Source organism: Paenibacillus sp. FSL A5-0031 (assembly GCF_001956295.1).
Lineage (GTDB): Bacteria > Bacillota > Bacilli > Paenibacillales > Paenibacillaceae > Pristimantibacillus.
In genome coordinates this window covers 64,765-88,225 of sequence record NZ_MRTD01000007.1, presented here as the reverse complement: position 1 = coordinate 88,225, position 23,461 = coordinate 64,765, and the positions used below count along the sequence as shown (strand labels likewise).

Genomic DNA, 23,461 nt, shown 5'->3' with positions numbered 1-23,461 from the left:
TTATTTGAGTTAAGCAGTCAGAAACATTTTGCCGATGCCGATGCACATAAAAACAATGTACAGCACGCTCATCGTAAAAAAACTTAGCCGCCATATCGTCCGAAATATCTTTTTGGCATCCACTGCGCCGCGCTTGCGAAATTGGGCGTTTCCAAGCAATCCTCCGCCCAGCAGCATGAATAGCAATATGCCGTAAATCCCGAATCTGCTGTTAAACAACTCATCAAACAATACAGCAACGCAGCCAATTAATAAGGCTGTCGAAACATCCATTGCCAATCGGAACGCTTTCTTTCGATCCTGAATATATGCTCCATATCCAAACAAAATGATGGTGAAGGGTATGATTGGAATTACAGCCAAATAAGCGTATGCATGTTTGATGCTTTCCCAAATCATTTCCATCGGCCTTCACTCCTTCATAGTCGACTTAAGATTTAGTGCTTTAATCATCGTAACTATTGCTTGGTTTAACGGCGCTTGCAGCCCATTCTTCTCAGCCAGCTGTACGACCCCGCCATTAATGGCATCGATTTCTGTCGCTCTGCCAGCTCTTACGTCACTAAGCATGGAAGAAATATTGCTGCTGGTTTGCCTGCAAACCTTTATAATGAGCTCCCACCCATTCTCCGGCAAGCTCATTCCAGCCTGTATTAACACCAACTCGGTTTCCTCATACAGCGCTTGCATAAGTTTGACGCCGACAGGATGGAGCGGCAGCTGTCCATTCTCCACATCCAATATTGCCGTCAATGGATTAATGACTGCGTTAATAAGCAGCTTATTAAAAATTCGATTCTCCAAGTCTTTCGACAGAAAAGAGGTAAATCCTGCCGTTTCCAGCAAAGAAATCAACATTTTTTGCGAGTTATCGAGAGAATCATCTTGATTCCGCTCATTTTCTCCCCATTCACCCAGCCAAAGCTGCCCCTTCCCCGTATGCTCAACCGAACGAACATCGAGACGTTTCGCCCCCTCTGTCGTCACCGCTGCAAATAGCGGATAGGTAGGAAGTTTGCTTTTAATTCGCTCTAAATGTCCAATTCCATTTTGCATACATACGACTGCCACACGCTCTCCATCATAGCTGGCAAGAAGCGAAGCAAGCATATTTAGAAAAGCTTCATCCAAATCCGATTGTTTAACGCTCAGCAGCACCCAGCGATAGTCGGCATCCTGTTTTGTGACGTCATAACGTTCTCTATGTTCAGAAGCAGACCCGCTCCATAAACTTTTGATACGAATCGATTTCTCATTTGCCCCATCTAGCTCCTTAAGCCTAATGCCTTGATTAGCGAGCACATCAGCCTGTTCCTCACTGCGCGTCCAAATCGTAACATCCGCCCCTGTTTCTGCTAGCTTCGCTCCATAGAGCAGTCCTAACGAGCCCCCACCTACTACATCTATATGCACCTTATACTCCTTCCGACCAGCTGCTGCTCATCAATATATTAGCAAACATCGTATCAAATTTTCCGAAAATATTGCAACTGATACAAGTTTAGCCGACTAGACTCTTCTATAAAAAAAAGCGCAAAAGAAAAAGAAGCCAGCCAAATAATGGCCAGCTCCTCTTATTTACGCATTATAACCTATTCAATCCGTTCCAAATTGCCGTTAGCATCCATCTTGAATCTCGGCTTAGCTTCATCGTCATTCGTCAAAACAGTAAGCCTTCTTGCACGATCCATAATTTGAATAAGTGTCTTGTAATCGTCGTTCACAGCACGGTAATCCGTTTGAACATTGTTAACCTCTTTGGACAATCTCTCATTCTGATCACGCAAACGGTATAGCTCTTCCTCTTTGTCTTTCAGTTCCTTCTCATACCATTTGAGTTGGCGGGTTAAATCCTGATAGGTCGTCTTCCATCCACGGAGAAAACGAATAACAGCATCTACCGATAAACTTTCCTCGATTGCACCACTCTCTTGTTTGAATCCACGTTCTTCCGTTTCAAAAACGGCAATCGATGAAACATGCGGCGTTGCGATAATCGTTTGTTTTTTTAAATAATTACGCTTCTGGCGCTGCTGCTTAGCGATTTGTATTGCATCCTCATACCTTTTGCGAACGCAACTGTTCCAGCGGAATCCGCATGCTGCGGATGTACGCCCAATTCGTTCGCCCACTTCTTCAAATGCTGCAAGCTGAGTACTACCTTCGCGAATATGGCGTAGTGTAACCTCGGCGAGAATTAAATCATCGTCCGGACTCCACGCATCTTGTCTAACTGCTGTCATGCAACAAAAACCTCCTAACGTAAAGGCGCTTACTTTATCTCTATGCCCTTGGTAGAGTTCATAGAATCTATTGGATACTAATTTGTATAACCAAATTTTCAATTACTCATACATGTTAGCTCTTATATTTGAGCAAACTATATCTAAGTAAGCGGGAGTTAATTAGATGCAAACAAAAAATTTGCGATTTCTTCACGTATTTTGGTTTACACTTATTACACCAAACGTTATAATGATCATTAGAAAATCGGGTCGCAGCGAAAGGGGGATGTTATCATGGCACGTATGTATCGGGTACTTGGCTTTTGGACCCTGGTAATCGGACTTATGGCTTTCGCAGGCCATATGACGGAATTTGCGCTATTGTTTTTTGCACAAGCCGTTGCTTTCGTATTTCTAGGCTACTTGAATTTCTCCGAAAGAACTTACATTGTAATGTTCTGGGGATATATGATCATTTCATTCGTGGGTTTCACGTATTGGTCGGTCTTCAAGATGGACTTGCCGTTCTAACAAAGGCGTCAGCGAAATACGCTAAGGCAAGCTTTAATCAAAGCCATGAAAGAACAGCCATTATTCTAAATGATAATGGTTCGTTATGCGCTTAAGGTAAGAACAAACAAGAGTACATATGAGTTCTTTTCCTTAAACAAAAAAGTGTCAGCCCCTTTAGGGCTGACACTTTTTTTGTATATCATTCATCCTTTTTCCAAAACCATCACCTTAAACGTCTCACTCATCTGATCGCTCAGCAGCAGCTGCCTAATCGCTCTATTCCTTCGCGCCTCTTTGCTGAAAGGGTCAGTGCTGTTGTGATTTTGAAGCATATCCATTACGCCGTGCTCAATTAAAAATTGTTTTTGTGTCATATAGCTTGCTACTTGAAATCCACTTTCTTCAGCGGAATGATGTATAAAGGTAAAGGGGACATGTGAAGTGATATCCTGCTCCCCGATTCGACTATACGGATTGGTGTTCGTCTGATGACGCGAATAGCACATAAGTGTCCCAAGCATCCGGTGCTCCGCCGCATATTCCTCCGCTTTATGCCCGTAATCAATAATGACGACACGTCCCCTAGTCATCACGGCTCCAAGCTTATTAAGGAAATCGACTGCTCCAGCATGCACCTCCGTTTGCTGCCCTTCAAGCAATTGAATATGATCCCGATTAAGCCAATTTGTAATCCGAATATCGGTAAGCGGCATTTGAACCTCAACGAAGCCACGCTCATCATGATATGCAACGCCTAACTCCATCAGCTCTCCATTTACTAGCTGCACACGGTGTACAGGAAAAGCATCAAACAGCTCGTTTGCGAGCACAATCGTTGGCTGCTTAAGCCAGGTTTCGCCCCAAGCCTCATTTGATGATGCAAGCAGCGGTTCTGCACCCGATAAGCTTATATCTGCAAAGGCATGCCGCGCTGCTTCAGCATGCGCAGGATGATCCTCAATTAGAATGGGCTGCATTTTTCTTTTCCAATCCAAGTCTCGTCCACAACCTGCAGCCGCAATTTGAGCAGACAATCGCCCCGTTCCTGCTCCCCACTCCATCAGTTTAAGCGGTTTATCCACTAATGCCGCGTAGTCCAGCGCATATTTCGCTAGAACTTCAGCAAGCACCTGCCCAATGCCTGAGCTCGTATAAAAATCACCCTCCTTGCCCACTCGAATTGGCCCTGAACGGTAATAACCATATTGCGGATCATATAGACATGCCTGCATATATTGAAAAAAAGAGATGCATTTGACTGAACTCCAGCCTCCATCTTCATCTACAAGCTTGCCATATGTTTTTGCATCTGCTATTTTTTCCGCAATTGAGGCTGCAAGCTCGTTTTCAATTATCATAAGGTTCATCCTTTTCCAATTGTAAGATATAATAGAATGGATTGCCGCATAAAATGAATGCTGAGGAGGGACGATGCCGTTGACATTGCCAGCCAGGCGCAATCGATTGTCTATCGCAGCCACTTCGATGCTACTCATCTTTTTGTTCCTGTTTCGGCTTCCCGCTTGGGCTGAGCCTCTGCCGGCTGATGAGGCGGATATGCATGCACTGCTTGAGAAAAGCTTGTCTGTCGTGGAAATCGATAAAGAAATCATCCGCATACAAGAACAGAAGCAGCAGCTCATGCTGACGATGACAGACACAGAGAAGCAGCTGGTCATACAAGAACAGCAAATAGCGGACAAGCAAGAAGAAGCAGGAAATGTGCTGCGCGCTTACTATATGGGAGAACGAGATTTTTTGCTTAGCGCTCTTTTATCGTTCGATTCATTATCGGAGTTGTTTCAAATGCTGGATTATGCCGAAATTATACTTACTCATGACAAGCATACCTTGAATACATATGTCGAGCAATACAAGAAAGTTAAAGTGGGTTATGAGAAGCTTGAAGCTAGGCAGAATGAGCTGAGTACGATTGAACAACAGCTCAAAACGCAGAGAGAGCGCGTAGTTGCGCTTGAGAAACAGCTTGACGAGCAGCTAGCTGGCAGATCAGATGCCGATCGCATACGCATTTTGATGAAGGAGCTTACTTCTTACTGGGAAACAGCAGGAATAGCTGAAGTGAAACAATATTTCCGAGCACTCTCGAAGGCTATGCAGAAGCTGCCAAGCTGGGTACAAGAAAATAAGCAGCTGCTCGAAATAAAAGGTTTTCAATACACCATTCGAGTGCCCGAAGATGATTTAAATACATTCCTTCGTGAGCAAAATGATATCTTCAATTATTTCTCTTTTGAATTCATTGATGACAAGGTCATTGCTCAAGGAAAACGCGACAACATGGAAATAAAAATCAGCGGTCATTATACGATCGAAAATGATCCCAAAAACGCCATCCTATTTCATGTCGATGAACTCATATTTAATGGCTTCTCCCTTCCTGACACGACACGCAGTGCGCTCGAGAAGGAATTCGATCTCGGCTTTTATCCTGATTTAATCGTTTCGTTTCTTAAAGCGAATGCTGTTGAAATGAAAGATGGAGAACTGACCATCAAGCTCAGCCTGAAGTTATAGCTGCTGTCATCATTCATCTATTCAGCAAAAAAACAGTCGGCCATCATTGCAAAATGAGGCCGGCTGTTTTCATTTTACTCTAAAGCGGCAAGCGACTTCATATAATCAGCCAATTGAAAATTGCCATCGGAAAACATTCCCCATAACTTCTCCCTTTGACGCCATTTCTCAGGCCAAATGGGATCTGAAATCGGGAGATTTTCATCTGCGAGCTTAGTGTTCAGCTCATTCTTCCACCAAGCAGGCGGGATATGAATTTGATCGCTTTGAAGGGTGCTGTTAAACGAATATAATGAAGATCTTGCAGGTAAAAAGCCAAATCGGTCATAGGTCATCTGTTGATTCATTAATTCGGTCATTTCTCCAATCCAAAGCATCGCTTCCTCTTCTTCATCGCTGTTGGAGGAAATCGCGTAGCTTCGTCCATTCAACCATGGATAATGGACTTGCTCACGATCAATCGTTAACTTCATTCGCAAATCCTCATTGAAACGCTCGTATTGATTCCACGGAATTACAGCTGCAAACAGATTATTATTTTGAAACTCCTCTGCTAATTGATTGATTGCATCCACATCGATTCTGCTCAAATTCACTTCCATTTGTTGAAACCATTCCAGCTGCTGAGTCTGCTGCTCACTCAGCGGAAGTATTTTCAACAAGTTGGCTGGTTTCGTTTGAAACGCGGCTAACCAAGTTAGCTGCTGCTGCAAATCGCCTGCACTCCAGTTTACAATACTCGCTTGCGGATGAAGCTCGATCATTTTTGAAGCGGCGGCTTGAAAGGAAGCAAAGTCAGAAGGCGGCTCCTTCAGACCTGTCTCCTTAAGCAGTGCAGAGTTCCAAACGATGATATACGGGTTTAAGTCCTTTGGTACGCCCCATAAATAACCGTTCCATCTGAGCGAATCGAGCAATCCTGTCATTTGATCGGTGAGCGTATCACCTGTCATCATGCTGTCAGCAGGCTTTAGAAACCCTCGTACAGCAAATGATCTAACCCATCCATTATCTAACAGCATAATATCTGCGGCTTCTCTCTGCTGGCTCTGAAGCGTCCACAGATCGTATGCTCTTTCCTTATTCGGCTCATTTGAAAGCTCAACTTGAATATGAGGGTATTTCATCATAAAATTCCGGTTTAATTCCTGAAGCTGTTGATATTGCATGTTCGGCAAGGAAACGCTTACAGTAATGTCAGACAGCTGATCAACAACTAGAGTACCGGGAGCGGGTTGAACATTTGTTTTCCCGTCAGGTTTTCCAGTGATTGCAGGGTTTGCATTTCGTGAGAATGGGATAAGTAATAATGCTGCTAACAGTAATGTGCCGAATAAAACCAGCACGTATTTTCTGGGAGTCACAGCCTTCTTCCTTTCATCCTTAAATCTACTAAAAATAGGATAACAATAATTTGTTTTTTTGTCCAAAAAACCTTCTATTTTTGCAAATAAAAAAAGCCCCTCTCCAGAGAGGGGCACGATCGTTATAGTAAATCCGCTGCCAATTGGGCTAGCTTGGATCGTTCGCCTTTCTCAAGCGTCATATGGCCGCTGATACCCTCTGCTTTGAAGCGCTCTACAATATGGGTCAAACCATTGCTGATCGAATCCAGATAAGGGTGATCTATTTGCTCGGGATCTCCCATAAGAACGATTTTACTTCCTTCACCGACCCTCGAAACAATCGTTTTTACCTCATGTTTCGTGAGGTTCTGTGCTTCATCAATAATAATGAATTGCCCGGGAATAGATCGGCCGCGAATATAAGTTAAAGCCTCGACCTGAATGCTGCCCATTCCCATCAATATTTTATCAATATCGCCTGATTTCTTCGTATCGAACAAATACTCCAAATTATCGTATATCGGCTGCATCCATGGCCGCAGCTTCTCTTCCTTCTCGCCTGGCAAATATCCGATATCTTTCCCCATAGGTACGACAGGCCTTGCGATTAGCAGCTTCTTGTATTTATGCTCATCCTCCGTCTTCAGAAGACCCGCTGCCAGCGCGAGAAGCGTCTTACCCGTACCAGCCTTGCCGGTAAGTGTCACGAGCGGCACGTCGTCATTTAGAAGCAGCTCAAGCGCCATGCGCTGCTGAGCATTGCGAGCGGTTATTCCCCAAACCGGATCATTGCTTAAAAATAAAGGCTCAAGCCTTGCCCCGTCTTGGCTAACCTTAAGCAGAGCTGACTTCGAGGTTCCCATTTCATCGCGCAAAATCACAAATTCATTCGGATTTAATCGAATATTGAGGTGCATGTTGTTAACTGTAAGGAAGCGATAAGTGTAAAACTCGTCGATAACTGCAGGATGAACATAAAGCGTCATATAGCCAGAATAAAACTCCGACGAAACAACAACCCGATCTGATAAATAATCTTGAGCCTGCAAGCCTAGAACATCAGCTTTGATACGAACGAGTACATCCTTGCTAACTAATACGATACTTTGTTTCTCCGGCTCATTTTCCTGTTCTATATGGTAATTCAGCGCAACCGCCAAAATCCGATTATCGTTGGACATTTCCCCAAACATTTCTTGTACTCGCATGAAGCTGCGGTGATTTAATTCTACCTTGAGCAAGCCGCCGCTAGGCAGTTCAATCCCTTCATGCAAGTGGCCTATTTCTCTCATCTTATCGAGCAGACGCGAGATCGAACGCGCATTTCGTCCTAATTCATCAGCCAACCTCTTCTTTGAATCAATTTCTTCCAACACAACCGCGGGAATTATGACTTCATTATCATCGAAAGCAAAAATCGCTTGCGGATCATGAAGCAGCACATTTGTATCGAGCACGAATATTTTTTTCATGAGAACCCTCCCGGTGTTGGATATTCATTAGAGGCCATACATAGCATATCGCTGCTGCGGGTAAACTATGGCGGACAGGTGACTATCAGCTTTTCATCGAGAAAAAAGAGGTGTCAAACATGTACAAATGGCTTGCTTCAGCGATCATTGTTGCGATTGTAGCGACAGGTTGCAGCACCGTCGCACGAAATGAAACATCACCCTCTCCACGAAATAATGGCCGTGTCCATACGCAGCAAACCGAGCCAAGGAAAAAAGAAATCAAAAACTCGGAACAGGTTGCGGTACATCTGGAGCAGTTGGCCAAAGGAATTGACGGAGTAACGAACGCGCACTGTGTCGTGTTCGGGAATACTGCAATTGTTGGCATCGATGTAGACGCCAAGATGGAGCGTTCTAGAGTCGGTACAATCAAATATGCCGTAGCCGAAGCATTCCGCAAAGATCCGTATGGTATAGATGCACTAGTGACTGCGGATATCGATATGTCCCAGCGAATCAATGAAATCGGCGCCGATATAAGACGAGGCAAACCGATATCAGGCTTTGCCGAGGAGATGGCCGATATTATCGGCAGGGTAATTCCGCAAATGCCGCGTGATGTCATCCCTCAGGAACTCGAAAAACAAGCTCACAAAATGAATAAGAAATTGTAAAGGCATCCCTGAAGACACAAAAAGCCTAGTGAGCTATCACTAGGCTTTCTTCACAGCTGCAAGAACCTGTACAACAAAGGTGTTCGCAGCAATATTCATATTCGGTTCCTCGCACGCAAGGGTAGTGGACAAGCTTGCGACGTCGTCGTTCGCACTCAGCCCACTAGAAAAGTTCAAGGCCAGTCCGTCAGAAACCGCATCAATCTTGTGCATTAGAACGATAGATTGCTTATGCAAAACTTCGATCGGTAGCTCGGATACTAAGGATACGGTATTGGTCATTCGCATGACCTCCTTCTGAACAGATTTCAAAAATGGCCTCTGTAGATTTATTATAGCTATAATATTAGCTATAGTCTACGGTTATTCAGCCATTTTTGCTTGGAGTGCAGCCCGAGCTTCCTTCAGCTTCTCTTCGTCCATATAAACATAAGGACTTCTCCAAGTTCCTTCAAGAGGGATGAATGTAATATCATTGCGGCTTAAACCCAAATAAGTAGTCATCATATTTTTAATTTCTTTGGAAGGCATATCCAGCGTCAAGTTTTTGCCGACGGCTTGCATGACGGACCCGATCTTCGTAACGCCGTCAAATGATTTCATCTTGTCCGTTAGTGCTCCAATAACTTGGCTTTGTCTTGCGTTGCGCTCAAAGTCGCTTGACATGTTTTTTCCATTATTTGATTTCCGGTAACGAACAAAGTCTAGTGCTTTCTCACCGCTTAGCGTTTGAACGCCTGGTTCCAAATCGATATTTGTACCATCAGCAGAGTCTTTGTATTTCATACGCTTATCAACGTCCACTGACACGCCGCCAAGCGCATCAACCACATCAGCGAAACCTTGAAAGTTAATGACCGCAGAGTATTTAATGTCGATGTCGAACAGCTTACTCATGACGTTGCGCACTTCTTGCTTCGCATCCGCATAAGCTGCTTCTTTGCTTAATTTCTTCTTATTGAGCGCATTCATATAGAAATCAGCATAAAAGCTATTGGCTTTGCGAGCTCGATATCCTTCGATATCAATGTTAGTATCCCGAGGAATGGTAACGATAGTAGCGCTCTTCGAATTCGGGTTAAATACAGCTACCATCATAACGTCCGTATTTAAACCTCCTCCATGAGCACGAGCATCGATCCCCATCAGAAGCATGGCAACTGCCTTCTCATTTACAGCTTCTCCAGGCGGTATAACAACCTCTTCATCAACTGGCGATGAAATTTCATCAATGGCTTTATCCGCTTGCAAGACCAAATAAGTTAAACCCGCAGCTACGATCAGAAGTATTGAAAATAGCAATGTGAAAAAGATTTTCATTGCCGACCGTTTTTTTCGCGGCTTCTGCTTTTTTGGTTTTGCTGGTGGACGAGAGCCCGTTCTTGGTGGTAATGCTGTTGATCCTTTACTCATATGATCCACCTTCAAGTTCAGTTGTATTTGGGATTGGATTCAATATCTGTCAAGAGCTGTTCACCCAGCTCACGAGGATAAAGCTGAAATTTGGTACGGCCATCCTTCTCGTATTTCACATGAATCATCGTATCATCGGTCTTCGTTATTACAAATTCCGTCAACCCATGATCCTCCGTCAATATTTGCTCAAAAAACGATAGTGTCTCAAATGCTGCATTGTCATCGGGACGAGCATCAGCAACCAGCTTGATTTGAAGCCAGTTGAATAGTGCGTCCTCGAACTTCATTTGCCGGATTCCGCATTTGGAGATTGACTGTCATTTGGTTTGTTGCCTTTCCATTTGTCGTACAATTGACGACCACGGAGCATTAGCATCATAAGAACGGCTACTCCCATACATTGAATGATTGGCAGCTTGTCCACCTGCAAAATCATTAGAACGAAAGAGCCGAAGGCAATCAATGCATACACTAAAATTTCTTTAAATAACGGAAGCTTCTGCTGTGCACGAAATACTTTATTGAATATGTATATCGTAAAACCCAGAATGATTAAATAAGAGACTAGCTTATGATCGCTTAACCATGCTTGCATATCGTATTCCTCCCTCATTCATTGTAAACGGCTTTCGCCGTGCTTTAGTTGCACAGTACGCATAACACTGTGAAATATAAGTGGGATTATAAGTTAAGCAACTTATAATCCCACTTATATTTTAAAGAAAACGTAAGGCTTTGCAGAGCAAAACCTTACGTTCATTTAGAAAGCTAATCTTACACGCTTGCTTGCGCATTTTTACGGTTTTTGTCCGCACGTTCGCGCTCGCTTTTGTTCAAAATTTTCTTACGAAGACGGATCGTCTTCGGTGTAATTTCACAGAACTCATCATCATTCAAGTACTCAAGCGCTTGCTCAAGTGAGAATAGACGCGGGCTCTTCAATGTTACGGTATCGTCTTTACCTGCTGAACGAATGTTGTTCAGTTGTTTTACTTTACAGATGTTTACGATAATGTCGTTCTCGCGAGTGTGCTCGCCAACGATCATACCTTCATAAATTTCTGTACCTGGCTCCAAGAACTGAATACCGCGATCCTCTACGCCCATCATGCCGTAGAATGTCGATACACCATTTTCACTTGCAACAAGAACGCCTTGACGACGGCCGCCTACACCAGCGCCAGCTAGAGGTCCATAGCTGTCAAAAGCGTTGTTCATAATGCCGTAGCCGCGTGTCAACGTCAAAAATTGTGTACGGTAGCCAATCAAGCCGCGAGCAGGGATTTTGAACTCTAGACGCACCTGGCCGTTGCCGTTGTTGATCATGTTGATCATTTCCGCTTTACGAGTTCCTAGGCTCTCCATTACTGCGCCCATGCTCTCTTCAGGCAAATCAATAAGAAGACGCTCGTAAGGCTCTACTTTCGAACCATCGATTTCCTTAATGATAACTTCAGGTTTGGATACTTGAAGCTCGAAACCTTCACGACGCATGTTCTCGATAAGAATACCAAGGTGAAGCTCACCGCGACCTGAAACGACAAAAGCATCCGGGCTGTCTGTTTCGTCAACGCGAAGTGCTACGTCTGTCTCAAGCTCTTTGAATAGACGCTCACGAAGTTTACGGGAAGTTACCCATTTTCCTTCACGGCCTGCAAACGGGCTGTTATTAACGAGGAAAGTCATTTGAAGTGTTGGCTCATCGATTTTTAGAACCGGCAACGCTTCTGGGTTTTGTGGATCTGCAATGGTTTCTCCGATGTTGATTTCACGAATACCAGCAATTGCAACGATATCGCCCGCTCCTGCTTCTTCGATCTCAACACGTTTCAAACCAACGAAACCAAACAGTTTCTCGATTCTTGCTTGCTTAACTCCGCCTTCACGAGTCATTACAGCAACGGATTGTCCTTGTTTAATCATGCCGCGGTTAACGCGACCGATTGCAATACGGCCAAGGTATTCGTTGTAATCAAGCAAAGTTACAAGGAATTGCAATGGCTGTTCTGTATCTTCAGTTGGGGACGGGATGTTGCTTACGATTGTTTCGTAAAGTGCTTCCATGTTCTCATCTTGTTTTTCTGGGTCAAGGCTTGAAGTACCCATCAATGCAGATGCATAAACAACTGGGAACTCAAGTTGAGCGTCATTTGCACCTAGTTCAATAAACAGGTCAAGAACCTCGTCTACAACTTCTTGAGGTCTTGCATTTGGACGGTCAATTTTGTTAACGACAACGATTGGCGTTTGGTTTGACTCAAGCGCTTTGCGCAAAACGAATTTCGTTTGCGGCATACAGCCTTCAAATGCATCAACAACCAAAAGAACGCCGTCAACCATTTTCATGATACGCTCAACTTCGCCGCCGAAGTCAGCATGTCCAGGCGTATCAACAATGTTGATCAAGTAGTCTTTGTAATTGATTGCTGTGTTTTTTGCCAAAATCGTAATACCGCGTTCACGCTCAATGTCATTTGAGTCCATTGCGCGCTCTTGCACTGCTTCATGGTCGCGGAACGTGCCTGATTGTTGTAGCAGTTTGTCAACCAATGTCGTTTTACCATGGTCAACGTGGGCAATAATTGCGATATTCCGTAATTTCTCTCTTGCTTGCATAACTTGTAATCCACTCCAATTGTTTTTTATTTAAATCTTTTACCAACGCTTGCGTTTGCTTAGCATCATCCAAACACCTGCTGCAATTAACGCAACAGCAATCGCATAAATCCCCCAGCTCCACAAAAGCACAAGAATGACAAACACAGCCGATGCGGCAGCAAGCGCAATCGATGCCGTGAGTACAACACGCGGTCTGGATGAACCGAACAAATAATATTCGTAAAGACCAGCTGCCACTCCAAAGATAAACAGCGGCCACAAATATTTCATACTATCCCATCCAAAAAGGTTGCAAACGACAAACAGCAGGGCATATACGACGAGCATTCCGCCTGGGACGAGCACGACCGCCGGAACTAATCTGCCGAAGTAGAGAACATGCAGAAGCACGCCGGGAATTAAGACGAGCAGCGGCCAGAAGATTGCGCCCAGAAAGCTGAATACACCTAACTTGCCCAACAAAATAACGACCCCGGCTAACAGCAAAATGATTCCAGCGGAATATTTGTTATTAGGCATTCGCGTTCCGCTCCTTACAGCGCCTTTCGCATATGTTGACGAAAGACGACAGTTTTTATCTATATTAGTTTATAGGAACTGAGGCAAAAATACCAGTACGTTGCGAGGGTCTTAACAAAAAAAAAACCGTCCCGCATTATTTTGCGTGAACGGAGCGAGTCATAATCCTTATAAAACAGCCTTTTTTTTGACAATTGCGAGTACAATGACAAGCGGAACACACAGCAAAGGAATGGCTTCAGCAAGCGTTTTTGACCCATGAAACAGCAAATCATTCATGCCAGGGTCATGCATTAGCATTCCACCTGCCGCATAAGCGAGTAAAGCTGCCCCAATATAGGAAAGAGCAGGAAATTTCTGAAGGAGCGTTCCCAGCATTTGGCTTCCCCAAATAATCATAGGTATGCTGAGTGCAATTCCGAGCAAAATAAGTACAATATCTCCATCTGCTACCGCTGCAATAGCAAGAACATTATCAAGACTCATGATGAAATCGGCTACGACAATTGTCCATATCGCTTGACCAATCGTTTTTGCTTTTTTAACCGTATGCATATCCTGATTGCCGCCTGCCTCTGCAAGCAGCTTAACCGCTATGTAGAACAATAGCAAAGCTCCTACGGCTTGTAAAAAAGGCACCTGAAGCAGTTTAATCGCAACGACGGTCAACACGCATCTTAAACCTACAGCAGCCATTGCACCCCACCATACAGCCCGTTTACGCTGCTCTGGCGGCAGTTGGCCGCTAGCCATTGCAATCACAATGGCGTTATCTCCGCTAAGCAATACATTAATCAAGACGATTTCGATAAATATAATAAGGCTGTCCAAGTTACATACCCCCTCTAATCAGCTGTATGAACAAGCTGTGAGGAATATGTCCATAAAAATTTTTGAATCCCTCTTCACTGCGCAGCGTATTTATTGTAGACTTCAAGATATTCCTTTTTATGGAAGGTGGAAATGACTTATGGACCTATTCTCTGTCGAGTTTTTCTCCGCCCTGCTGACCATCGTTTTTATCGACCTTATTTTGGCCGGTGACAACGCCATTGTTATTGGGATGGCAGCACGAAACCTGCCTAAGGAACAGCAAAAGAAAGCCGTTATATGGGGAACTGTTGGAGCAATTACCATCCGAATCATTGCCACCTTGCTTGTTGTTCAGCTTTTGAATGTTCCTTGGCTTAATCTTGTTGGAGGACTTCTCCTCGTATGGATCGCATACAAGCTTCTCGTACAGGATGATGCACATGATGGCATCAAATCAGGCAATACCCTTTGGCAGTCGATACGTACAATCATCATTGCCGATGCGGCAATGGGACTTGACAACGTAATCGCAGTTGCAGGCGCCGCCCACGGGAACACTTTGCTCGTTATTCTTGGGCTTCTCATCAGCGTACCAGTCGTTGTATGGGGCAGTACGATATTCATCAAACTAATCAATCGCTATAATTGGATCGTTTATCTAGGGTCAGCGGTTCTTGCATACACCGCTGCGAAGATGATCACACATGAAAAATCGTTTAAAGCATTTTTCGAGAATCAACTCCTTTTCTGGTCCTTTGTTATCGTAGTCATTATTCTTACAATCGCAGCTGGATTATTGACCAATAAAGGCAAAAAACAAAAGGCAGAACAATTAAATAGCGATTCCACTAAGGGAGAACATTGAAAAGCCGTTGTGTTGTTGCATCCAGCAACGATACAACGGCTTTTCCTCATGCTTTAGAAATCATTTTGCTCAGTTTAAAAATAACCGTGCATTAGGAACAATTTGCTTCGCTTGCGATGGGCTTGACCAAGACAACCGTGCATGCGCGTTCCCGCCATTTTCTAAATATTCCATCTTAATATCGTATTTAACTCCCGCTGTTAAGGATATAGTCGCGCTGAGCTCACCGTTCATCGACTGCCACTGGTTAATCAACTGCTGGCCATTTACCCAGAAGCGAACCCCATCGTCCGTATGGGTATAAAAGGTATAGGTTTCGGTGTATTGAGGCTGAACTTTGCCGGTCCACCGTGCCGTGAACCACTCTCCCGGCACATTTACAGTAGGTCGATCTCCGCCCCAATCGAAGTCGATAACAGCATCTACCCGCTCAAGCTCAAGACTGCCAAAATCGCCAGCAAAATATTGCCCGAGCAAACCATTTCCTGTGCCGGTTCCTCCGCCAGGTGCCGCATTTGTCGTAACATTAAGGGTATTGCTTGCAACGGAAATATTGTTTGCAGCATCTTTGGCTTTCACCGTGAAGCTGTATGCTGTGCTCGCCGTTAAACCTGTTACTGTAAATGAAGTCGCATTTGATCCTGTTGTCATACCTGACAGATTGCTTCCATTATAGATATTGTAGCCTGTTACACCCACATTATCTGTCGATGCGCTCCAAGTTAGATTAACGCTGGTATCAGTTTTGCTTGGCGATGCTAGATTAGCTGGTGCGCTAGGTGATACGGTATCCCCTGGATTTGGATTTTGGCCGCCAGATGCTGAAGCAAGTCGTGCATTGGCCCAATCTGCGTGATCATAGCCTATTCCGTCACCAGCATCACCGACAACAAGCTTGAGCACATTTACACCCGTAACATCAAGATCAATACTTCTTGTCGCTGTATTGGCATTCATAACCCCGCTGTCATAAGCCTTAACCCCATCCGTCCATACCTCAAAAGTAACCGTGCCGTTGTTCACAGCCTGTACCTCGTCATCTACTCCGACATCGGATAGGAACCGATAGTAGCCGCCATTTAAGTTATAAGTGATTTCAGAGATTGCATGAGTACCGATTCCTTTGGCATATGTCGTGCCATTTAAAGTAATTGTGCGCTGTTCATTGCTTTTATCCTTTTGCACATTGCCCCAGCCCGTTGTAGCTGATGCCCATGTCAGGTCGCTAATATACGTATTGACTGCCGGAGCGTTAGTCGTAACGTTGACCGCATTGCTCGCCGCAGATCGGTTGCCCGCTCCGTCCTTCGCTTTAACGGTAAAGCTGTATGCAGTGCTAGGCGTCAACCCTGTTACCGTCAAACTTGTCGAACTGACACCAGCAGTTGTTCCTGCCAATACGCTGCCGCGGTAAACTTCGTATCCTGTAACGGCCACATTGTCACTTGATGGTGACCAGGTCAAGCTGACGCTGACATCCGTATGAGACGGAGAAGCCAAATTGGCTGGCACTGTAGGCGCAGTCGTATCAGGAGCATTCGTTGTCACGTTCAGCGTGTTGCTTGCCGCCGACAAATTATTTGCTGCATCCTTCGCTTTGACTGTGAAGCTATAGGCTGTGCTTGGTGAAAGACCTGTGGCAGAAAATGTTGTACTTCCAGCGCCAGTTGTTGTTCCTGCGAGTGTACCGCCTCGATAAATCTCATAGCCGCTTACACCTACATTATCCGTGGATGGTGACCATGTGAGGTTCACGGAAACGTCTGTCTTTGAAGGCGACGCAAGATTTGTTGGAGCGCTAGGCGCCTGTATATCTGGCGGTCCGGCGTTTACAATAACAGTTTGCTCCTTCAAGCTCGCTCTTCCTTCATTGTCCCAAACTACGAGTGTAACGCGGTAGGTACCTGCTTTCTGATACGTATAGGTAGGGCTTACCGTTGTGCTTGGTACACCTTCTCCGAAATCCCATAAATGTTCAGAAATGGAGCCATTGTCTGTTGAGCTGTTTGTAAACGTAATTGGTGTGCCTAATTGAACAGCAGCCGGTGAAGTAAAGTTTGCTACCGGCTTCGGATTCGAGAATCCGCGGCTTGTCAGCTGCGTATTCGTGCCGTTGCCGCTAACGGTGTTGCCGCTCCACTCCAAATTCGCTGCACTAGCAGGATACTGATCAATGGATTCACCTGTATTGCCTGTAATTACATTATTGATGAAGCTCAAAAGGTCGACGCCTGACGCGGTTGTGATCTCGATCCCCTTGCGACCGTTGTTGATGATCTGATTGCTGTCGAACGTCAGATTCTGTGAATTGCCATGGATACGAACGGCATTGCCTCCATAACCCGAATAAGCAGCTTGCGGGTTGTCCCGCGGACCGTCCTTAAATGTATTTTTGTAAAAATATTGATATTGCTCCGTTTGGCCGGTACCCTCTCCTTGCAGCTGCATTCCCCACATGACTATATTTTGAATTGTATTGTAGCCCCAATATTGATACCCCGTTCCAGGCGACTGCTGCATTCCGACCTGCTGGCCTCCATCAACAAGATTGCCTGTCGTTACGCCATGCTCAACCATCACCTCAAGGCCCATATTCCCCACAGAGCCGTCTGTAGCCTTAACGACATTATTGCGGACTGCGATATACTTGGAGCGGACAGCGCTGATCCAGTGGTCAACCTGATTGTTCTCAATTAAGGAATAATCACAATCGGTGTGAAGCTCGATGCCTAATCCCTCCGTATGGTGGCCCGTTCCTGTAATATTGTTGCCGCGGGCGACTACGTATTGACAGCCGTCATTAGCAAAAATGCCTCCTCGCCCCGTATCATGAATCGTATTATTCAAAATTTGAGCGCCGTTCGAGCCCCAGCCTGCTCTTACCGCTCCGCCCCATGCGGAGTTAACGCCAATATTTGTAATGATATTGTCGCTAATCTCAATATTTGGAGAGCCGATTGCATACAGCGCAAACGGTCCAAACCCCGCAGAGGCTGTAAAATCCTTTACGCGCAATTGACTCATTTTATTGTTGCTGCCGCCCTCTGAAACAACTGCTGACAAAATCGTATTATTGCTGTTGCCATCGAGTGTCAGGTTAGATATTTGTACATTGGATAGATTATAAAAGCTGAACATTCGTTCTTGCCCTGTCGAGGTTGACTTAATTATTGTCGTATCTCGGCTTTCACCCTTAATATGAACACCTGATTTTCCGGTAACTGTTCCGCTCAAATAATAAGTCCCTGCTGGAATATAAACGGTGTCACCAGAGACTGCGGCGTTAATCGCATTCTGGAACGCCGTTTTATCGTCTGCGCCATCCGCTCCATTCGCTCCGTAAGCGGTTACATTTAGGTTTGCAGCAAATGCATCTGGCACTGGAACAAACGGCAGCATCAACGCAATAGACAAGGAAACACCTAGCAGCTTAGCTTTCATTGATTTTAAGGTCATCTTCTTACATCCTCTCTTTAATCAAATGTGAAGCGGCTTCCTTACCATCGACCTCATGTCATTAACGATCCTCCCTTCCTTTGTCTATTGAACAGCAAGGTATCACTCCTGCCTCTCTCTACTTCTATCATGTCAAATCTACTTCACGAAAAAAACTGTACAATAACATAATCCTTGCAAAAAATGACTATATTATTTACGGTTTACTGGATTAACTAGGAATGAGAGGAGTAGATCATAGAAGCTCTTTTCGAAAAAATCCCACCCCTTTCTATAGGGATGGGATCTATTTCTATTTTTACAGCGGCATTTGAATCGTTTCGCCTGCATTTAACTTGATTCGCGGCCACGAGATGGAAGCGCATTGTCCTAAAGGCTTGAAACTAACATCCTCTTCCTCAACGAATAGCTTTACCCGCGCGGGGCAGTTTGTATTATTGATTATGGTAAGCATTAAACGGCCATCCACACTTCTCTGAAGGCGGCAATCTACCTGATCGATTACGATAACCTGTTCAGTCTTCTTATTTACATAAATGCCCGGAAGCTCTGTATAGGATAACATCAAAGCTACCTCGCACCAACAGGAATAAGGAATAACCTCGCCGACGCAAGCTGCTCCCTCCCAATCGCTCATATTTACTCGCTCACTCATATAACCAGGCGGCATGTTCAATCCATCCCAGCCTTTAACCGGCCGTTCCTCTCGCGATAAGTATTGCGGCAAGTTTCCGGCAATCTCTCTTAGCAGCTCTATATACTGTTCATTTCCCGTAGCACGGTAGAGCTTGAGCAATGAATCGCCGGATAAAGTACATATTCCTGGGGCGCTATGCTTGTTCTGAACATTAGCAATAACCGAACCCGTCGTTCGTATACCAAGCTTCTCAAAGGTTGATCCTGCCGGAAACTGATAGTCATAGGAAACGCACCAGGTCATACACTGCAAAGCAGCTTCCTCCGCGCGCGAGAGCCATATGCGGTCGCCGCTCTCTTCATAAAGAACGATATAGGACTCGAGCAGAGCAAAAGCAGATTCGCTGTCCGGACATTGCAATATTTCGCCTGGTCCGCCTGTTGTAACCCCCTTTAAGGTAAACTCGTTATAGAAATAGTCCGCCGATTGTTTAGCTGCTTCAATATAAGCTTCCTCTCCAAAATAAGCACCGTATAGAGCGAGTCCAGCTGGGGCTATGCCTGCACCCGCTGAACCGCCAACTAGAATATCTCCGGTACCGGTATGGACCCATTGGCCGAATTGGCCATAATTATTCCACAGTCTAACAAACGCATCGGCAAGCCGCTTTGCACCTTCAATCCAGTGATCAGGTATAACGAATTCAGGACGAATATGCTTCAAAGCGATGAAATGCTTCATCATAAAATACAAAGCATCCGCACTCTTGCGTAAAATATGCCACAGCTCGGGAGCGTTCCGATTCGGATCGTCGTTGAACTCATCGCCGTACCATTGCCCCTTGTAGCATACGCCATGAAAGAAGCCTGCCTCGGTCTGACTGCTGAACATAAACGAAAGCGTGCTCAGCGCACGCTGCACCGAAAGCTCATTGCCTTCAAGCAGCAGCGCATAGCTTGACATACCGCCGCCAACCCAGCCGATTTGCCAATCCTGATGCTTCATATCGATCGTTCCAACCGCATAATAACCCAGCTGATCATTCCAATTCATCGCATTGTATTTCTGTTCTTGCATTTCCCAAGAAGCGGAGAATGGCAAGCTAGCAGCTAGAGTTGTCTTAGGCTGACCACTCTGCCTTACACTGGCAAAATAATTAAATAAATCGTTAATCCGTGTGCATGGGAAACGATATACTCGAATTTTCAGCGTCACTCTATCTCCCGGCTTGAAATCATACCCTTTATCTGTGCTCGGCACTTTCGTTGTAGCCATTTCATATTTCAACTTAGCTCTAACGCCGGGCGCTTGAAATGAGATCTTAGCAGTCCTACGATCTTCACTCTCCTCGACATGCATCGAAGTATTCCCAAGTGCAGTCGCTTGATCAGTTATAAACAACCAGCCTATGCCCGATCTTTCATCTGCAATGCCAACAGCAGGCACAGCTGCGTCGCCCGTCAGCAAATGAAAGGCTGAATGTTTGCCTGTGTCTATCGATAATCGCGGTACATCCGTAATCAGCGTTGGTACTTCAGGACCTTGGTCGCTAAGCTTACTCCAGCATGGGGCGTAAGGAAGCTCACGCACGCCAAATCGATTGCCTGCATATACAGCGCCAGGTACAAGTACATAGTTTTTCTCCGACCATTTGCTATAGTGAAACGCTAGTGACACAGCCGACTGCTCTGAATACCCGACCGATTGGAACTCAGCATTCAGCTCCAGCCCCGCTGAATGGTCAATAAACCCTTTCGTTTCGAGCTTCACGAGCCATTCCGCACCAGCTGAAGTTGCAGCTCTTCCTTTCCCACCATTCCATACAACATCGCAATCTTCAAGCGGCTCTGCATTGCTGTACCTTGTGATATGGCCTGTAAGCTGTACGTCATCCAATTCCAGCGGTAATTCCATATTTAACATCCGGCTTCCCTCCTTCTCTCGCTCTATGAATCAAGATCTGACTAGTTCAGTGACTAGCCGACCTCAATGATTGCATCTGCAGACTGCAACCCAGCGGAAACAGCCTTCAGCGTTATGCTGCCCGCATTCGCTCCTGCTTGCAATAGCGCGAGGGCGAGGCCGTTAAATGCTCTTCTGCTGCTTGCTTTATCTGATTCATGGCTGCTAGGATTGCCATTACCTACACCGATCAGCGCGCCTGATCCTTCCACATAAAAATCCACGTGAGAGTCTGCGTAAGGCACTACATTTCCTTTCTCATCCACTATGCTTACCCGGACAGCAGCAACATCCAGACCATCAGCTTGTATGACTGTTCGATTAGGCTCTAGCCGAATCGCGTGTGGTTTACCTGTTGTAACTCGCTTACCCTCTGCTGCTATAACCCCGCCTATTTTACCGACTGCCTTAAGCTCACCGGGTTCATAGGCGATATCAAAGTCCATACTTCTGTGCGGCTTAACTATCCGTTCACCAAGCGAGCGGCCGTTTAAAAATAGCTCAATCGAATCGCAGTTGGTATATGCCGTCACTCGAATCGTCTGTCCTATTAGCTCCGGCCAATTCCAATGCGGAAGCAAATGAACGAGCGGCTCTTCGGTCCATAATGCTTTCATGAGATAATAAACATCCTTCGGAAACCCGCAGGTATCCATCATGCCAAAATGTGAGCTGATGCAAGGCCACTCATATGGCGTAGGCTCACCTCTGTAATCAAAGCCCGTCCAAACGAATATGCCAGTCAAATAAGGATGCTCCATCACATCGGACCATGATTTTTCAGGACTGCAGCCCCATGATGGAATGTTCGTACCATGAGATGAGCAGTACCCCTTGTTCGGATCATCTGCGTAGATGCCTCTCGTCGTCGTATAGCTTGAAGATTCGCTCCCGATTATAAGGCGGTTCGGATATTTTCTGCGTCCATCTACATCTGCACCTCTATGGCCGTAATTATAGCCAACAATGTCGACAGCGTCGGCATATCCGCCGCTGCTCCAGCCATGATTCATCGCAGCCATCGTCGGTCTGGTCGGATCGAGCTTATGCGCAAGCTCTGTCATTGATTTCAAGATGCGCGCGCCCATAACGGTTCCTTCCAGAACCTCTTCATTCTCCAAGCTCCATAAAATAACCGATGGATGGTTGCGGTCACGCAAAATCATGCTTTTCAATTCGTCCATGCCTCGTGAGCTGCTGTCGAGCTTCCGATTCTCGTCCATGACGAGCAAGCCAAGCTCATCACAAAGTTCCAGCAGCTCAGGCGACGGGGGATGATGAGCGCTTCGATATGCATTGCAGCCCATTTCCTTTAGTAGGCTCAGCTTATACGCAATCAGTGCTCTCGGCATGGCAACGCCGACACCGGCGAAGTCCTGATGATTACAAGTGCCTTTGATCGGATAAACATTTCCATTTAGCAAAAATCCTCGGTCGACATCAAATTGTATCGTACTAATCCCGAAGCTGGTATCGAATTGGTCAATCAACACCCCATTTTCATATAGCTCCGTAACAGCTTCATAGAGGTAAGGATGCTCTGGAGACCAAAGTTCAGGTTCTATTATCGTAAGCTTCTGCCCAACCGTTGTTTCATCCAAGCCGTCTACACTTGATCGATCAGCTTGCTCGGCAACCTTGCGCCCGCCAGCTCGCTCTCTAACAATGGTAATCAGATCAAAAGCTCGATTTGAAGCAGATTCATTCATCATTTTCGTTTCTATTTTGACTGCTGCATGACTTTCGGAAACTTCTATTGCGGTAATGAACGTCCCCCACTGAGCAATATGGAGCGAATCCGTCGATTGCAGCCATACATGGCGGTAAATGCCGCTGCCTTCATACCACCAGCCCTCATAATCAGTTGCATCTACCTTCACGAGTACGATATTGTCTCCTTCTGAGCCATACCGAAGTACATCGGTAATATCGTAAGCAAAGCTCGTATATCCGCCAAAGCGTTCACCGATTAAATGCCCGTTTACCCATAAGGTGCTCCTGCCTGTAACGCCATCGAAGCATAAGGATATTTTTCTGCCCAGCTGATCAGCTGGAATAGTAAACAATTTGCGATAAAAACCAACGCCCGCATGCAAGTAGCCGTGACTGCCTGCTCGCGAGCCCATTGTAGGGTCATTTATAAAAGATCCATCTGGGCACCAATCATGCGGTAAGCGAACCGCGTCCCAGCCCTCTTGAGCCTGCTGCGCCTCCTTATCTACATAGGCAATATCCAGCCACTCCCCTTCCTCCCGCTTGGCGCAATCCGTTAGTCCGCCTGTCATTCCGCCTTTAACCGCATAAGGAATGTGAATATCGCCTTTGTGAAAAAACCAGTTTTCATCAAAGCTTTCTCTGCTTCTTGCTATTAATGTCATCGCCTTCTCCTCCATTCCAAAGCTTCACTGCAATGGCCATGATCCT

At 45.5% G+C, this 23,461-nt stretch carries 20 protein-coding genes; 4 read left to right on the top strand and 16 right to left on the bottom strand.

Going from position 1 to position 23,461, the window contains the following annotated elements:
• Positions 1–9: 9 nt before the first annotated feature.
• From BK120_RS14060 to BK120_RS14050, 3 genes are all read right to left on the bottom strand, one after another.
• The gene (locus BK120_RS14060) at positions 10–405 is read right to left on the bottom strand and encodes a DUF3397 domain-containing protein (protein WP_076268147.1); all 396 of its coding nucleotides are present in this window, start codon (positions 403–405) and stop codon (positions 10–12) included.
• Positions 406–411: 6 nt separating this feature from the next.
• On the bottom strand, positions 412–1,413 hold the full coding sequence (locus BK120_RS14055) for a ketopantoate reductase family protein (RefSeq protein ID WP_076268146.1): 1,002 nt from the start codon (positions 1,411–1,413) through the stop codon (positions 412–414).
• A gap of 179 nt (positions 1,414–1,592) precedes the next feature.
• Positions 1,593–2,243 carry an RsfA family transcriptional regulator gene (locus tag BK120_RS14050; protein ID WP_076268145.1) on the bottom strand — a complete coding sequence of 217 codons (651 nt, stop codon included), beginning with the start codon at positions 2,241–2,243 and terminating at the stop codon, positions 1,593–1,595.
• A 276-nt stretch (positions 2,244–2,519) separates the two neighbouring features.
• Here BK120_RS14050 and BK120_RS14045 point away from each other — a divergent pair, with 276 nt between their 5' ends.
• The gene (locus BK120_RS14045) at positions 2,520–2,756 is read left to right on the top strand and encodes a DUF2626 domain-containing protein (protein ID WP_053375484.1); all 237 of its coding nucleotides are present in this window, start codon (positions 2,520–2,522) and stop codon (positions 2,754–2,756) included.
• A 185-nt stretch (positions 2,757–2,941) separates the two neighbouring features.
• Here BK120_RS14045 and BK120_RS14040 read toward each other — a convergent pair whose 3' ends face one another.
• Entirely contained in the window at positions 2,942–4,096 is a 1,155-nt protein-coding gene (locus tag BK120_RS14040) for a class I SAM-dependent methyltransferase (RefSeq protein WP_076268144.1), read from the bottom strand.
• A 73-nt stretch (positions 4,097–4,169) separates the two neighbouring features.
• Between BK120_RS14040 and BK120_RS14035 the strand changes: the two genes are divergently transcribed.
• A complete protein-coding gene (locus tag BK120_RS14035; RefSeq protein ID WP_076268143.1) occupies positions 4,170–5,276 on the top strand; it encodes a coiled-coil domain-containing protein in 1,107 nt (368 codons plus the stop codon).
• A 74-nt stretch (positions 5,277–5,350) separates the two neighbouring features.
• Here the strand turns inward: BK120_RS14035 and BK120_RS14030 are convergent, their stop codons facing one another.
• Both BK120_RS14030 and BK120_RS14025 read right to left on the bottom strand, forming a co-directional pair.
• The gene (locus BK120_RS14030; RefSeq protein ID WP_076268142.1) at positions 5,351–6,640 is read right to left on the bottom strand and encodes an ABC transporter substrate-binding protein; all 1,290 of its coding nucleotides are present in this window, start codon (positions 6,638–6,640) and stop codon (positions 5,351–5,353) included.
• Between the two features lie 122 nt (positions 6,641–6,762).
• The gene (locus tag BK120_RS14025; protein WP_076268141.1) at positions 6,763–8,094 is read right to left on the bottom strand and encodes a PhoH family protein; all 1,332 of its coding nucleotides are present in this window, start codon (positions 8,092–8,094) and stop codon (positions 6,763–6,765) included.
• 119 nt (positions 8,095–8,213) lie between these two features.
• Between BK120_RS14025 and BK120_RS14020 the strand changes: the two genes are divergently transcribed.
• The gene (locus BK120_RS14020) at positions 8,214–8,750 is read left to right on the top strand and encodes a YhcN/YlaJ family sporulation lipoprotein (RefSeq protein ID WP_076268140.1); all 537 of its coding nucleotides are present in this window, start codon (positions 8,214–8,216) and stop codon (positions 8,748–8,750) included.
• Positions 8,751–8,789: 39 nt separating this feature from the next.
• Here the strand turns inward: BK120_RS14020 and BK120_RS14015 are convergent, their stop codons facing one another.
• From BK120_RS14015 to BK120_RS13985, 7 genes are all read right to left on the bottom strand, one after another.
• Entirely contained in the window at positions 8,790–9,032 is a 243-nt protein-coding gene (locus BK120_RS14015; RefSeq protein ID WP_076268139.1) for a hypothetical protein, read from the bottom strand.
• An 81-nt stretch (positions 9,033–9,113) separates the two neighbouring features.
• A complete protein-coding gene (locus tag BK120_RS14010; RefSeq protein WP_076268138.1) occupies positions 9,114–10,163 on the bottom strand; it encodes an LCP family protein in 1,050 nt (349 codons plus the stop codon).
• A gap of 17 nt (positions 10,164–10,180) precedes the next feature.
• A complete protein-coding gene (locus BK120_RS14005) occupies positions 10,181–10,453 on the bottom strand; it encodes a hypothetical protein (RefSeq protein ID WP_076268137.1) in 273 nt (90 codons plus the stop codon).
• A complete protein-coding gene (locus BK120_RS14000; protein WP_076268136.1) occupies positions 10,450–10,761 on the bottom strand; it encodes a YlaH-like family protein in 312 nt (103 codons plus the stop codon). The genes BK120_RS14005 and BK120_RS14000 overlap by 4 nt, the downstream gene beginning before the upstream one ends.
• A 179-nt stretch (positions 10,762–10,940) precedes the next feature.
• Positions 10,941–12,782 carry a translational GTPase TypA gene (typA, locus tag BK120_RS13995; protein ID WP_076268135.1) on the bottom strand — a complete coding sequence of 614 codons (1,842 nt, stop codon included), beginning with the start codon at positions 12,780–12,782 and terminating at the stop codon, positions 10,941–10,943.
• A gap of 39 nt (positions 12,783–12,821) precedes the next feature.
• On the bottom strand, positions 12,822–13,304 hold the full coding sequence (locus BK120_RS13990; RefSeq protein ID WP_054027942.1) for a hypothetical protein: 483 nt from the start codon (positions 13,302–13,304) through the stop codon (positions 12,822–12,824).
• A 168-nt stretch (positions 13,305–13,472) separates the two neighbouring features.
• Positions 13,473–14,135, bottom strand: coding sequence for a TerC family protein (locus tag BK120_RS13985; protein ID WP_076268134.1), 663 nt, complete (start codon positions 14,133–14,135; stop codon positions 13,473–13,475).
• 139 nt (positions 14,136–14,274) lie between these two features.
• On the opposite strand from BK120_RS13985, the gene BK120_RS13980 reads away from it, so the two are divergent.
• Positions 14,275–14,982, top strand: coding sequence for a TerC family protein (locus BK120_RS13980; protein WP_076268133.1), 708 nt, complete (start codon positions 14,275–14,277; stop codon positions 14,980–14,982).
• A 69-nt stretch (positions 14,983–15,051) separates the two neighbouring features.
• On the opposite strand, the gene BK120_RS35940 is transcribed toward BK120_RS13980, so the two are convergent.
• The 3 genes from BK120_RS35940 to galA form a co-directional block, all read right to left on the bottom strand.
• Positions 15,052–18,438 (bottom strand): NPCBM/NEW2 domain-containing protein, encoded by a 3,387-nt coding sequence (locus tag BK120_RS35940; protein WP_076268132.1) that lies wholly within the window; start codon positions 18,436–18,438, stop codon positions 15,052–15,054.
• A gap of 298 nt (positions 18,439–18,736) precedes the next feature.
• A complete protein-coding gene (locus BK120_RS13970; protein ID WP_076268131.1) occupies positions 18,737–20,998 on the bottom strand; it encodes a glycoside hydrolase family protein in 2,262 nt (753 codons plus the stop codon).
• A gap of 53 nt (positions 20,999–21,051) precedes the next feature.
• Positions 21,052–23,415 carry a beta-galactosidase GalA gene (gene galA / locus BK120_RS13965; protein ID WP_076268130.1) on the bottom strand — a complete coding sequence of 788 codons (2,364 nt, stop codon included), beginning with the start codon at positions 23,413–23,415 and terminating at the stop codon, positions 21,052–21,054.
• Positions 23,416–23,461: the final 46 nt, after the last annotated feature.